The sequence below is a fragment of the Emticicia sp. GW821-FHT11C11 genome (assembly GCF_058808615.1).
Map to the genome: position 1 here is coordinate 137,901 of NZ_JBXARV010000003.1, position 13,791 is coordinate 151,691.

A 13,791-nucleotide genomic window follows, 5' to 3' on the forward strand; every position below is an offset into this window, starting at 1 on the left:
CATGTTTAAACATTATTTCGAACAAATTGAAGGTGTGAGCATCTATCCGATTTTCTCACTGCTGATATTCTTTCTCTTCTTTATCGGTTTGGGATGGCACGTGATACGGTTCGACAAAAAGAAGCAGAGCTATATTGAGAAACTGCCATTAGATTAACATCGCCGCAGGGCAAAATAATCAGGTTTTAAGAAATTTAAAATATTACTCATTTATGGGAACATTTATAAAATCAGGCGATGAACTCATTCAGCTATTGGTGCTTATCGTATTGATTCTCACAGCCATCATTTTATTGGTTGTGGTATTGAATATGTATCGTGTCATCAACAAGATCATAGCTGAAAAAGAGGGTAGAACAATTGTGCCATTCAGCTTTCAGAAATGGTGGCAAAAAGAGGCCGGAACATCGGTTTCTATTGAGAAAGAAGAAACCATATTGCTGCACCATAGTTATGACGGCATTCAGGAGCTGGACAACCACCTGCCACCGTGGTGGGTGAAGATGTTCTACGCTACCATCGTTTTTGCAGTGGTATATGTGGGCATCTACCATATCTGGAACGTAACACCTTTGCAGGATGAAGAATACCAGATATCGATGGATGAAGCCAAGAAAGAAGTGGAATTGTATCAATCAAAAATGGTTAATGCCATTGATGAAAAAACTGTAAAGCTGTTAACAGACGATAAGACTATCAGCATTGGAAAGGAGATTTTTGTTTCAAAATGTGCTGCCTGCCATGGGCAGGCAGGTGAAGGCGGAGTAGGGCCTAACCTGACAGATGAATACTGGCTGCATGGAGGAACAATCAATGATGTGTTCAAAACCGTGAAATATGGTGTGCCCGAAAAGGGGATGATTGCCTGGCAGGCTACCATGAAACCGAACGAAATACAAGAGGTAAGTAATTATATCTTGTCGATTCAGGGGACTAACCCACCTAATGCCAAGGCGCCACAAGGAGAAAAAGCTGCTGCAGGTGCCGATTCAACCGGTGCCAAACCGGTAGCTACGTTATAAACTATCTCGCCAACTGCTAACATGAGTTTGTCAGGTAGAAATAGGAAGAAATAAATAGGAGAAGACAGTGAGCAATTTAGATTTTATCGATGAAGCCTATCGGGACAGCATAGCCACGGTAGATAGTGAGGGGAAGAGGATATGGGTGTATCCGAAAAAACCGGGTGGTAGCTATCATAATTATCGTATCATAGCAACTATCATTTTTCTGACTCTGTTTTTTGTAGGGCCATTCGTTAAAATCAACGGACAACCACTATTGATGATTAATGTGCTGGAGCGGAAATTTGTGTTATTCGGTCAATTGTTTTTGCCACAGGATTCTGTCTTTTTCAGTGTTGGTCTTGTAACGTTCTTTGTTTTTATTATTCTGTTTACGGTGGTTTATGGCCGTTTCTGGTGTGGTTGGGCTTGTCCGCAAACGGTATTCATGGAAATGGTTTTCCGCAAAGTTGAATACTGGATTGAGGGCGACAGAAAACAGCAACAGGCACTGAATAAAGCTCCGTGGACAGGAGAGAAAATCTTTAAAAAGGGCGCAAAAGGACTCATATTCCTTCTTATTTCTATTCTGATAGCTCATACCACAATGGCCTATCTGATAGGCATAGAGGCTACTAAAGAGATTGTGACACAGTCACCAGCCGAACACATGACAGGCTTTATTGGTCTGGTTGTGTTTACGGCTATGTTTTACTACGTTTTTGCCAAACTCCGCGAGCAGGTTTGTATAGCTATCTGTCCGTATGGTCGTTTGCAAGGCGTCCTGATGGGTAGAAATACCATCAATATTATTTACGACTGGGTGCGGGGTGAACCACGCGGCAAACTGAACAAACAAGAAGCTGTATCGCCCATATCAATTAAAGGCGATTGTATTGATTGTAAACTTTGTGTGCAGGTGTGCCCTACGGGTATCGACATCCGCAATGGCTTGCAACTGGAGTGTGTTAACTGTACTGCCTGCATTGATGCCTGTGACGATGTAATGATTAAAATCAACAAGCCGACAGGGCTGATCAGATATGGCTCGGTAGAAAGCGTTGAAAAACGGGTGCCATTTAAACTCTCATTCAGAACTTATGCTTATTCGGCTGTTTTGTTATTGCTGATTGGCATTGAGGCGTTTTTGTTGATGAGCCGGACGGCTATTGAAACCACAGTAATGCGCGTGCCGGGGCAGATGTATCAGGAGCAGGCCAATAACAAAATCAGTAACCTGTACAACGCCCAGATTGTGAATAAAAGTAATCAGGATATGGAAGTAACACTGAAAGTGGAAGATAATCTGGGGGAAATCAGGTTGATTGACGGTAAAAAGAAAATTATAGTGAAGAAAGAGGGGAAAACAGATGTAGTGTTCTTCCTTGATATGAAAAAATCGGACATCACCAGAATAAAAACCAGCCTTGCCATTGAGGTTTGGCAGGGTGACAAAAAGCTGGAAACTATTAAGACTACTTTTTTGGGATATAGAGAATAAATGAGGGATTGTCAATTTTCAATTGCAGATTGTCGAATTGGGGTCTTGAACTTTGATTTAACTGATTATAATGATTTGTATGAAATACTAGTTTGATATTTTTTTATTAGCGGCGTGCAAATCATTGTGTCTTAAATCAGCGTAATCCTAAAATCAGTTCAATCACAGTTCAAGACAGCATTCATAATTAATTAATCACTCAATCACTAAACATTCATTCACTAAATAATTATAATCATGAACTTCGGACATAAAATCGGGATATTCTACGGGTTGTTTGTAATCTTTATGATTAGCCTCGTAGTGCTGTGTGTGAAACAGAAAGATATTTCGCTGGTGAGCAATGACTACTACAAAAAAGAAATTGCGTATCAGGACGAGATCGAAAAACAACGCAATACCGGGCTGTTGCGTACACCTGTTGCCATAACGTATTCGGGTGAAAAACAAGTAGTAAGCATCAGTTTTCCGGAAGAGCAAAAGGGTGCAGTAGGTAAAGTGCAGTTTTATCGCCCGTCTGACGCAAAAAAAGACTACAGTCTGGATTTGAACATGCGTGAAAGCGCAATACAGGATATTCCGGTGAGTCGGCTGGCAAAAGGACTTTGGGTGGTGAAGCTGGAATGGGAGAAAGGAGGTAAAGCTTATTTGAAAGAAGAGAAAATTATTTTGTAGGATGTTGTATTCGGCATTTATGATAGGGTTAGCAGGAAGTCTGCACTGCATGGGTATGTGTGGGCCTATCTCTATGCTTTTGCCGGGCGATAAATCTAAACGCGGCCGGTATATCTTAGGTCGGGTGGTATATAATCTCGGCAGGATTCTTACTTATAGTCTGCTTGGACTATTGATTGGTCTGGCTGGTGAGCAAATTGCCTTGTTGACTTCTCAGAAAGTGCTGTTCATTGTAGTAGGCGCTTTAATACTACTGGCTTTTATTTTACCTGCGCGATGGACGAAGTCGTTGGATGTACTGCCTTATGTGAGCAGGTTTAACAACTTTATTAAATCGTCTCTATCCGGCTTCTACAAAAAACACTCGTTGTTTTCTCAGTTTATTTTCGGGGTGCTGAATGGCCTGTTGCCTTGCGGATTAGTGTATGCTGCCTTGAGTGGCGCTTTTCTGATGAGTGGGGCCTGGGAGAGTGTACTCTTCATGGCTTTGTTTGGTCTGGGTACTTTACCCATGATGCTGAGCTTTGCTTTTCTGGGCAACGGTATCCGCAAATACATCAGCTTTCAACCTAAAGTGGTTTATACCTTCTCTTATATTGTATTGGCTGTTTGGCTTATCTTCAAGGGTATTAGTCTACCTGCGCATCATTTTACAGCGCATGATGCACACGGGATTACAATTTGTAAAGGGAAGTGAGAGAATTTAGGTGTTTGAAAGGCCCTCTAAGAAACTGCTTCTTCTTTACTCTTAAACCGATACAAAAACGGCGCCTTATTGGCTGCTCCGGTGAACTTCTTTTCCAGTCGTTCCAGAATATCCAGATCAAGAATCATTTTCTGAAAGTTGTTCCTGCGGAAGGGCCTGTCCAGCACCGTTTCATACAAATCCTGTACTTCCTTCATGGTAAACGTTTCCGGTAGCAGATTAAACCCGATCAGTTTATGATTCAACACCAGGCGTAGTGTTTCCAGTGCTTTCAGTACAATATCGGCATGGTCAAAAGCCATAGGTGGTAGGTCTTTAATATCATACCATTCGCAGGTTTCGTCCAGTTCTGAGCACAAGGGCACTACCTGATGGATATCTACCAGTGCATAATAACCAATTGATATAAATCTACGCTGCAGCCATTGCAAATCTTCCTTATTCAAGCCCGCCTCATCCAGATTGTCCTTGTGAAACTTCATTACATCTTTCATCAATCCGGGTGACGACCGCTCCAGACTACCAAACACGCTGAACTGCTCCAGATAAATATTCCGGATTGCCGTACGTTCAGCCAGAATCCTCAGTGCGGCATGGTCAATACTCTCGTTTTGCAGAATAAATCCTCCGGGCAAAGTCCATATATTCAGAAATTTCAACTTAGGCAATAGTACTCTCAACTGCCTGTCATGAAACCCGAAAATGACACAGTCAATAGAGATCTGTTCTATATAATCTTCCTTCTTAAATAATTCCATGGATGCTGCGCGGTGTTTCTGTAAAATAAATCACATTTCAGTATTTTGGCTAATTTTTCTAAAACACGTACTATTTATTCTGAATTCAATGCAATAATAGTCAAAAAACTAATATTGTCTAAAATTAAGACAATAAATCTTGCTTTCTATTTTTTCTGTACACACATTTGTGTCTGAAAGAGACTTTACCCTTAGTCGCTTTCTATACCGACAGTTATTTGTGACAGGAGATTTTAGGCTGATACACGAGGCATCACCTCTCTGCCGCATAATATGTACGAGTGACTCACAGGTATACATAAGTATAACAAAACAGATTTTTGCTATTGCTTTAATTTCTAAAAACAATCATTTTTACTTTGATGAAACGTAACCAGACTATTACTCTGATTCTCGCCCTGCTGTTATCTTGCAGCCTGGTGCAGGCACAGGTCAAAAAAACGCATTTATTGGTTTTCAGCAAAACGGCGGCATTCAGACATGCCTCTATTGATGCCGGAAAAAAGGCGCTGGCCAAAATGGCTGCCGAGAAAGGTTTCAATGTGACCTTTACAGAAGACGCCGCGGCTTTCAATGAAACCGATATGAAGAAATACAATGCCGTGTTGTTTCTGAACACCACCGGCGACATCCTGAACGACCAGCAACAGGCTACTTTCGAGCGCTTCATTCAGGCAGGTGGTGGATATGTAGGTATCCACGCCGCAACCGACACCGAATACGACTGGCCATGGTATGGCAAGCTGGCAGGGGCCTATTTCTTAGACCACCCGATGGTGCCGAGCAACGTACAGAAAGGTAAATATACCGTAGTTCAGAAAAACCATTGGGCTACACAAGGCATGCCTGATGAGTTTGAAAGAAGCGATGAATTCTATAGCTTCAAGAATATATCGCCCAAAATCAATGTATTACTGACAATTGACGAGAAAACTTATCAGGGAGGCAAAAATCCTGACTACCATCCGATGAGCTGGTATCAGGAGTTTGATGGCGGCCGGTCTTTCTATACAGCAATGGGGCATACCGACGAAACCTTCGTTGAGCCATTGTTTCTGAACCACCTCTATGCAGGTATCAACTATGCTATGGGTGGGCCAAACCCTAAGCCATTGAATTACGCCAACGCAAGGCCGGAAGAAAACCGGTTCACCAAAGTAGTGCTGGAAGAAAAACTGAACGAACCCATGGAGCTAAGCGTGCTGAACGACGGCCGCATTCTGTTTATAGAGCGTAAAGGAGATGTAAAACTCTATAACACCAAAACCAAACAATTGAAAACCATTGCTACCATACCTGTGAGTACTAAGTATAAAAACAAAGAAGGGAAGGAGTCAATGGGTGAAGATGGGCTGCTTGGTTTAGGCAAAGATCCGAATTTTGCGCAGAACAACTGGATATACCTGTATTATTCAATACCTGAAGCATCAAAAAATATTCTGACCCGTTATGAGCTGAAAGGTGACGAACTGGTGCTTTCATCGAAGAAAGTATTGTTGGAGATTCCGACCCAAAGAGAGGAATGCTGCCATACGGCCGGTTCTATAGCATGGGACAAAGCCGGTAACCTGTACCTGTCAACCGGAGACAACACCAATCCGCATGGTTCAAGCGGGTACAGTCCGAGTGATGAAAGACTAGGTCGTGAATCGTGGGATGCGCAGAAATCATCAGCCAATACGAACGATTTGCGTGGTAAAATAATCAGAATCAAACCGACCGCCGATGGTGGCTATACTGTGCCCGAAGGTAATTTATTTGCCAAAGGAACCGCAGGCACCCGTCCGGAAATCTATACCATGGGTCATCGTAACCCATTCAGAATCTCGGTTGATAACAAAACAGGATTCGTTTATTGGGGAGAAGTTGGCCCCGATGCCAGCAAACCCGCCGACGACCGCGGTCCGGCAGGACACGACGAGGTAGGCCAGGCACGTAAAGCCGGAAACTTCGGCTGGCCGCACTTTGTGGGTGATAACAAGGCTTATAATAAGTATGATTTTGTAAACAATAAATCGTTGGAGAAATGGGATGTAAACGCACCTACCAACAATTCACCAAGCAACACTGGTTTAAAGGTGTTGCCCCCTGCACAAAAAGCGTTTATCTGGTATCCGTATGCGGCGTCTCCCGAGTTCCCGTTAGTGGGCAGTGGTGGTAGAAACGCAATGGCAGGGCCGGTGTTTTATTCAGATAATTTCAAAACTGCGCCACACGCATTCCCGAAATATTACGATAGCAAATTGCTTATTTATGAATGGATGCGCGGCTGGATAATGGCTGTGACGATGGATAAGGAAGGCAACTATACATCGATGGAGCGTTTCATGCCAAGCTATAAATTCAGTAACCCGATGGACATGGAATTTGCCGAAAATGGTGATTTATACATGCTTGAATACGGCTCTGGCTGGTTTACCGGTAATGATGACGCTCGCCTGATTCGCATTGAATACAATGGCGGTAACCGCAAACCACAAATTGCCGTATCGGCCAATCAGCAGGGTGGGGCTGTGCCTTTCAATCTGAAACTTAGTTCAAAAGGATCAGCCGATGCTGACGGCGATGCATTGAAATACACCTGGGTGGTTAGCTCGAAAAATGGTTTCAGCAAGATAATCAGCACCCCAGAGGCAAGCCTGACGCTTACCAAGCCGGGTATCTATAAAGCTACCCTTACGGTTAATGATGATAAAGGTGGTACCAACTCTCAATCGCTCGAAATCGTTGCAGGTAACGAGCCTCCGGTATTGAGTTTCGATATGCCAAAAGGCAACAAATCGTTTTATGTAGCCAACAAATCGTTCGAGTACGACATCAAGGTAAAAGATAAGGAAGACGGCACCATTGGTAAAGGCATTGATCCTGAAAACGTGGCTGTCAACATTGATTATCTGGCCGAAGGTTTCGATAAAGTAGCCATTGCGCAAGGCCACCGTTCTGCTGATGCAGGCGCTGCTTTTGTAGTAGGTAAAAGATTAATTGAAGCCAGTGATTGCAAAGCCTGCCATAGTGCAGAGAAGAAATCGATTGGTCCGGCTTATCGTGAAGTAGCCGCTAAATATAAAGGTGATAAAGAAGCCGTTGACCGCCTGGCTAAGAAAATAATCAGTGGCGGTAGTGGGGTATGGGGTGAAACAGCTATGGCAGGTCATCCGCAAATCTCAACTGCAGACGCAGGTGAAATGGTGAAATACATTCTGAATCTGGCCAACGAAAAACCAAAAGCAAAATCGCTGCCATTGCAAGGTAAATATACTGCCAAATTACCGGCAAATGATAAAGGCAAAGGGGTATACATTGTGAGAGCTGCCTACGAAGATCAGGGTTCTAACGGCCTGCCGTCTCTGAAATCGGAACAGACCTTTACTTTGAGAAACGCTTCATTGGGGGCGCATGATTTTGATAAATATGAAGACATCAACAAGATGTCGTTCAGTGGTCGTAATCTGGCTATGCCTGCCAAATCGGGTGCATACATGGTTCTGAATCAGGTCGACCTGAGCGGTATCACCGAATTGCAGGTACAAGCAATGGCACCTAAACCACAGGTAAATGCCCTTGGTGGTAAAATAGAACTTCGCCTCGACAGCCCTAAAGGAAAACTTGTAGGAGAGTCAGATATACTTGAACCATCAGAAACGATGAGCATGAATCCGAATATTCTGAAAGTACCAATCGGCAAGGTGGAAGGTATGCATGATGTTTACGTGGTTTTCGTAAATCCAAAAGCTGAAAACGGCACGCTGATGATTGTAACCGGTCTGGAATTTAAACTTAACGAGTAAGTAATTTATTGAGTGATTTGTGATTGAGTGAATGAGTGATTATTAATTTTGCAATTGCGCCTATCTGGATTTAGCTATTAATGTTAAATAAAGATTAAAGATAATTCGACAATTTGCAATCGAAAATACTAATTACTCATTCACAATTCACTAATTTGGAATTCTAAAATCACTCATTCACTAAATCACTAATTAGCTAAATCATTCCCCCTCATTCACTAAAATTATCATATATCAATGAAAAACCTGAAATCTGTTCTCACTTTAGTATTATTAATGGCCGCTGTATCGCTGGTTAACGCACAGGCTCCGGCAACTACCAACTTCTATGCAGGCAACTGGGAAGTACTCGTAAAAGGTACTCCGCAGGGCGATGTAAAATTACCTATGAGCTTTGAGGTAGTAGACGGCAAAATTATCGGTAAAGTTACCAACCCGGAAACAAAGGAAGTAGCCAACATGACATCGGTTGAAATTAAGGGCGAAGAATTACACGCCGCGTTTTCAGCGGGTGGTTATGACCTTACAATGGTTATTGCTAAAAAAGACGACGACCACTTTGTAGGCAAACTGATGGATATGATTGAAGTAGAAGGCACTAGGTTGAAATAAATGGTTGTCGTCTGTAACTTTGATTTAACTGATTTTATGATTGAGCTGATTTCTTGAATTAACCGGTTTATATGGATGAGACAAATTCTTTATAATTATGTGCTCAGAATCTATGATAAAAGTCAATTAATTCCGTAGTCAATGAAACTAATCAGTTAAATCAAAGTTCAGTCCTTTTATATTGGAAAATACATATCGAAGCTGGCACCTTCTTCCAACTCACCAGAGGCCGTAATAAATCCATAGTGGTTTTCGACAATTTTCTTCACAATGGCAAGGCCGATGCCGGTACCCGGATACTCGTCTTTACCATGCAGGCGCTTAAATACCTGAAAAATTGACTCGTTGTATTCAGGCTCAAAGCCAATGCCGTTATCTTTAAAACTGATATGGTAGTATTGCTGACTTTTATCGATTCCGGCAACATCTGTTTCTTCTCCGGCCACAATGTGGCAGGTAATGTTAATTACAGGTGCTTCTTCAGTTTTCGAAAACTTAAGCGCATTGGTAAACAGATTAGTAAATAACTGCTCAAACTGATACGAAACGATTTTCAGCTTGGGCAGGTTATCAGATTTTATCACAGCATTTTTTTGCAGTATTGTCTCTTTCAATTGCTCCGTTACTCCTTCCACTATCGTATTCAGGCTCATTAATTCGTAGTGTCTTTCTGCTGTGTTAGCGCGCGAATACGCCAGCAAATCCAATATAAGCTGTTGCATTCGTCTGGAAGCGTTCTGCAGGCGGTTGAAATAATCCTTTCCTTTTTCAGACAGATTTTCTTTTTCTATTTCCTGTATCCGTGTCGAGAAAGTCTGAATCTTGCGCAGGGGTTCCTGAAGGTCATGACTGGCAACATAGGCAAATTGAGCCAATTCGTTGTTCAGTTTACTCAATTCTTCGTTCGACTCCTGCAACTGACGGGTTCTTTGCTTTACCTGATCTTCCAGTTCGTTGGTGAACACTTTCCAGTCGTGCACGTCGGTGCTGGTTCCTACCCACATAATAATGTTTCCTTCCTCATCTTTCTGTGGCAAGGCACGGCTCAACTGCCAGCGGTACTGGCCATCGTATCGTTTAAACCTATGTTCTGCCTTAAACAATTCACCCTCCGCAACGGCCTCCAGCCATGCTTGCCGGTTGGCCTCTTTTTCTTCCGGACATAGCAACTTCTGCCAGCCTTCCTGCCCCAACTGCTCTATGTTCATACCCGAGAAATCGTACATGGCCTGGTTGAAATAGTTCATATTCCCCTCTGCATCGCTGGTCCAGATATGCTGTGGCATTGAGTCTGCCAATAGTCTGAACTTCTGCTCTCTTGATTCAAGTTCTCTGCGGTAATTCATTTCCGCTGTTATGTCTCGTACCGTGCCCAGCATTTTGTAGGGTTGCTCCAGTTCGTCATACAAAACCTTCCCGCGGGCATCAATCCAATGTATACTCTTGTCTTTCCATATTACTCTGGCCATATATTGCAACATACCTGTTCGCTGCGATTCCGCAAATGCTTCATTCCTTATCTTCAGGTCTTCAGGATGCAAATGGTTCACCAGGTCTTCATGGGTTAGTGCAGTGCGTCCTTTGTATCCAAAAATCTCAATATATTTTTCCGAATACCATATTTCTCCTGTTATCAGATTCAACTCCCACGTACCCAGTTCACTGGCATCAATCAGGACTTTCAGTCTTTCTTCATTCTCGGCGATAATTCTCTCGCTGCCCTTCTGATTCGATATATCTCTGGCAATTTTCGAAGCGCCTATGATATCGCCGTTTCTATTTTTAACCGGAGAAATCGTGAGCGAAATATCTATGATCTGACCATCTTTTCTTATCCGTTCGGTTTCAAAGTGTTCTATCCTTTCGCCTCTTTTCAGGCGGCTGATAATCTCGTCTTCTTCCTGCAGCCTGTCGTTAGGTATCAGTTTCGATACATGCTGCCCGATCATTTCTTCAGCACGATAACCCATAATCCGCTCGCCTGCGTCATTCCAACTGGTTACAATGCCGTCGAGCCCCTTACTAAGAATCAGATCATCTGACGACTCAACTATGGCTGCCAGTGTAGCCATTTTCTCTTCGGCAATCTTGCTTTCGGTAATATCTTTCAAAGTACCCAACACCCTCGTCGGCACACCGTTGCTATCGTAAAAAACTTTTGCCGTAGTTTGTACCCATTTCTGTTCGCCGGTATCCAGCTTAATTCTGAACTGAGAACTCATCTCGCCCGACATCATAGCTCTTTCAAAAATGGTTCTTAATTTGGCTATGTCGGCCGCATCAATCATTTCTCCGTACTGGTCAGGTGCCAGCGCCAGTTGCGTACCAAACATCTTGTTCATGATGTCTGACGCCACAATTTCATTGGTCAGTAAATTGTAATCATAAATACCAATGTTGCTTACATCCACAGCAAGGCGCATGCGCTCTTCCAATTCTTCTACTTTTTTCCGGGCTTTCATTTGTTCTGTTACATCATATCCTGATAGAATAATACCTATTGTTTCATCGCTGATATTCAGGAGGGGTTGAAATGTAAAATTGGCGTATACCTCTTTTTCGGGGCCATCGGGTTGGTCGAACTCAAAGCGCATTTCGGCATCGGTATAAGTTATCTTTGATGCGTATACTTTATCAAGAATATCGACGAAACCCTGCTCCTGTAAATGAGGCATGATATCGGTTAGTTTTTTGCCGACAACTTCTCTCTGCCCGAAAAAATGCAAAAAAGATGGATTCGCCAGTTCGAATACATAATCAGTGCCCTTCAGGACACAAAATATACCAGAGGCCTGCATGAAAAAGTTATTAATTGTCTGTTGAAAATCTAGTTGAACCGATAGATGCGAGTTGTCAGATGTGGCTTGAGATGACCTATTGCCCATAGCTAAATTTCAGGTTAATTATCTATAAAATCGAAGGTTGTGTACCCGGATATAACCCAACAACAAATATAATGAATTCAGATTGTTTTTCCAATGGCTTCAATTATTCGGTAAAAGTCAATATAAATAGTGATTTTTTGAAGTATTTATGCCGTAAAATAATGATGAAATAATTCTGGCATTGCGCTGTTTTTTATGATTTATATTTAAAAATGAAATATTTCTGCAATCTGTGTGATTTTTTCTTAAATCTGTACACTAATAGGGTAACCGAATAAAACAAGAAAGCATTGACCGATAAGAAACTGATATTCATCAAAGCAATAAAAGAGAATGAAGGCCTGATTTTCAAAATTGCCTCTGTCTATACGGATAATGCTGACGACAAGGCTGACATGGTTCAGGAAATCATTTATCAGCTCTGGAAATCTTTCGACAGCTTCAATCGGCAGTCAGCCCTCAGCACCTGGATGTACCGCGTAGCGCTAAATGTAGGAATCTATCAGCTTAAAGTATCTAAAAGGAGGGTTTCGACCGTGCCGATAGAAGAGCAAATGCTGAACTATGCAGACGAAGATAACAGCCTTAGTGAGCAAAAATGGGAGATATTCAGAAAACAGATTGAAACACTTAACCTGCTCGACAAAGCTATTGTGATGCTGTATCTCGACAACAAGAGCTATCAGGAAATTGCCGAGATAGTGGGTATTGGTGAAAGCAATGTAGGAACAAAAATGCAGCGGATAAAAGAGAAACTAAGGGAACAACACTTAAACGCACAAGAAAATGGAACTCGATGATTTAAAAAATATATGGCAGGAAGCCAGCAATCTATCCGGGAAGGAATATTCTTTAAACCAACAAAATATAGAAAAAATGATACAGACCAGATTCAAATCGCGCTTAAAAAAAGTAATCTATCATGAGGCATTAGGAACAGTGTTTGCCTTCGGGGCCGTAATTTATATGGCCGTAAATTTTAACAAACTGACTACTCCGTTTTTTCAGGGTATAGGAATTATCACTGCTCTGATGCTGATTGTGCTGCCGATCGTTAGCCTTGTATTGCTGAGGAGAATCAATTCGGTTGGCGATGTGAGCCGCCCTTATGCCGAAACACTGAGAACCTTTGCCCGTCAAAAACTTCAGTTTATCCGATTCCAGCAGTTGAGCGTAATTGCGGCGTATGTATTGATGGGGTTTGTGCTATTACTGATGCCCAAATTTACGGGTGGCCGCAGCCTGAACGACAACAAGTATTTCTGGGCGGCAGCAATTGCTTTGGGTTATATTTTTATGTACGGTTTCTCAAGAATGGTGTTGAATTATTACAGCAAAACCCTGCAACAGGCAGAAGAGTTATTGAGGGAACTGGAAGGGTGAGACAAACAGGGGTCGCCTTATTGGTGACCCTACTCAGACTCGTCAATAATACTAACCAGAAACCATTGGTTATCAATTCTTGAAAACAGATGGTGTACTACCTCGCCTGTGTCTTGTCTGGTAAAGATTACATCTCTTGCCTCATCACCTTTATCTATTGTTTCGAGCGTGTTTTTTGAGTGTTCTCTTTTCAGTTTCAGCAGATTCGTGTGTCGCCATTCGTTCTGTTGAATCAGTTTTTCAGTACGGGTTTCCTCGTCTACCACCACAATTCTGAGCGGAAACTTAATGCGCTCCATCTGAAATTTAGTGCTCTGACAGAAATTCTTAAAAAACTTGTCGAAATTTTCTTCTTTGTCTTCTAACTTTTTTGTGGTATCTGCTTGTTGCGGGTAATATCCTTGCAGCAGATACAGATTCACGGCCATCAAAAAGGCAAGCAATTTCATACGGTCAATTCCTGATTGTTAGTGTATCAA

General features: G+C 42.3%; 12 protein-coding genes. 9 read left to right on the forward strand and 3 right to left on the reverse strand.

Annotation, left to right across the window (positions count from 1 at the left end; all coding sequences use genetic code 11):
* Position 1 precedes the first annotated feature (1 nt).
* From AC1RRY_RS15780 to AC1RRY_RS15800, 5 genes are all read left to right on the forward strand, one after another.
* Complete coding sequence (locus tag AC1RRY_RS15780) at positions 2 to 157, forward strand: CcoQ/FixQ family Cbb3-type cytochrome c oxidase assembly chaperone (protein WP_492822881.1); 156 nt, start codon at positions 2 to 4, stop codon at positions 155 to 157.
* A gap of 55 nt (positions 158 to 212) precedes the next feature.
* The gene (locus tag AC1RRY_RS15785; RefSeq protein WP_492822879.1) at positions 213 to 1,022 is read left to right on the forward strand and encodes a cbb3-type cytochrome c oxidase N-terminal domain-containing protein; all 810 of its coding nucleotides are present in this window, start codon (positions 213 to 215) and stop codon (positions 1,020 to 1,022) included.
* Between the two features lie 67 nt (positions 1,023 to 1,089).
* Positions 1,090 to 2,505 carry a cytochrome c oxidase accessory protein CcoG gene (gene ccoG, locus AC1RRY_RS15790; protein ID WP_492822877.1) on the forward strand — a complete coding sequence of 472 codons (1,416 nt, stop codon included), beginning with the start codon at positions 1,090 to 1,092 and terminating at the stop codon, positions 2,503 to 2,505.
* Positions 2,506 to 2,742: 237 nt separating this feature from the next.
* Positions 2,743 to 3,180, forward strand: a complete 438-nt coding sequence (locus AC1RRY_RS15795) for a FixH family protein (protein WP_492822875.1) — start codon at positions 2,743 to 2,745, stop codon at positions 3,178 to 3,180.
* 19 nt (positions 3,181 to 3,199) lie between these two features.
* Positions 3,200 to 3,877, forward strand: a complete 678-nt coding sequence (locus AC1RRY_RS15800) for a sulfite exporter TauE/SafE family protein (protein ID WP_492822873.1) — start codon at positions 3,200 to 3,202, stop codon at positions 3,875 to 3,877.
* 26 nt (positions 3,878 to 3,903) lie between these two features.
* On the opposite strand, the gene AC1RRY_RS15805 is transcribed toward AC1RRY_RS15800, so the two are convergent.
* Positions 3,904 to 4,644, reverse strand: a complete 741-nt coding sequence (locus tag AC1RRY_RS15805) for an NUDIX hydrolase (protein ID WP_492822871.1) — start codon at positions 4,642 to 4,644, stop codon at positions 3,904 to 3,906.
* A gap of 362 nt (positions 4,645 to 5,006) precedes the next feature.
* Here AC1RRY_RS15805 and AC1RRY_RS15810 point away from each other — a divergent pair, with 362 nt between their 5' ends.
* Complete coding sequence (locus AC1RRY_RS15810; protein WP_492822869.1) at positions 5,007 to 8,432, forward strand: ThuA domain-containing protein; 3,426 nt, start codon at positions 5,007 to 5,009, stop codon at positions 8,430 to 8,432.
* 237 nt (positions 8,433 to 8,669) lie between these two features.
* Positions 8,670 to 9,044: a hypothetical protein gene (locus AC1RRY_RS15815; protein WP_492822867.1), complete on the forward strand. Its 375-nt coding sequence runs from the start codon at positions 8,670 to 8,672 to the stop codon at positions 9,042 to 9,044.
* Positions 9,045 to 9,220: 176 nt separating this feature from the next.
* On the opposite strand, the gene AC1RRY_RS15820 is transcribed toward AC1RRY_RS15815, so the two are convergent.
* The gene (locus tag AC1RRY_RS15820) at positions 9,221 to 11,929 is read right to left on the reverse strand and encodes a PAS domain S-box protein (protein ID WP_492822865.1); all 2,709 of its coding nucleotides are present in this window, start codon (positions 11,927 to 11,929) and stop codon (positions 9,221 to 9,223) included.
* A gap of 290 nt (positions 11,930 to 12,219) precedes the next feature.
* Here AC1RRY_RS15820 and AC1RRY_RS15825 point away from each other — a divergent pair, with 290 nt between their 5' ends.
* Together AC1RRY_RS15825 and AC1RRY_RS15830 are read left to right on the forward strand one after the other, a co-directional pair.
* Positions 12,220 to 12,729 carry an RNA polymerase sigma factor gene (locus AC1RRY_RS15825; RefSeq protein ID WP_492822863.1) on the forward strand — a complete coding sequence of 170 codons (510 nt, stop codon included), beginning with the start codon at positions 12,220 to 12,222 and terminating at the stop codon, positions 12,727 to 12,729.
* Positions 12,716 to 13,312, forward strand: coding sequence for a hypothetical protein (locus AC1RRY_RS15830; RefSeq protein WP_492822861.1), 597 nt, complete (start codon positions 12,716 to 12,718; stop codon positions 13,310 to 13,312). The genes AC1RRY_RS15825 and AC1RRY_RS15830 overlap by 14 nt, the downstream gene beginning before the upstream one ends.
* A gap of 29 nt (positions 13,313 to 13,341) precedes the next feature.
* Here AC1RRY_RS15830 and AC1RRY_RS15835 read toward each other — a convergent pair whose 3' ends face one another.
* On the reverse strand, positions 13,342 to 13,761 hold the full coding sequence (locus AC1RRY_RS15835) for a DUF4348 domain-containing protein (RefSeq protein ID WP_492822859.1): 420 nt from the start codon (positions 13,759 to 13,761) through the stop codon (positions 13,342 to 13,344).
* Positions 13,762 to 13,791 lie beyond the last annotated feature (30 nt).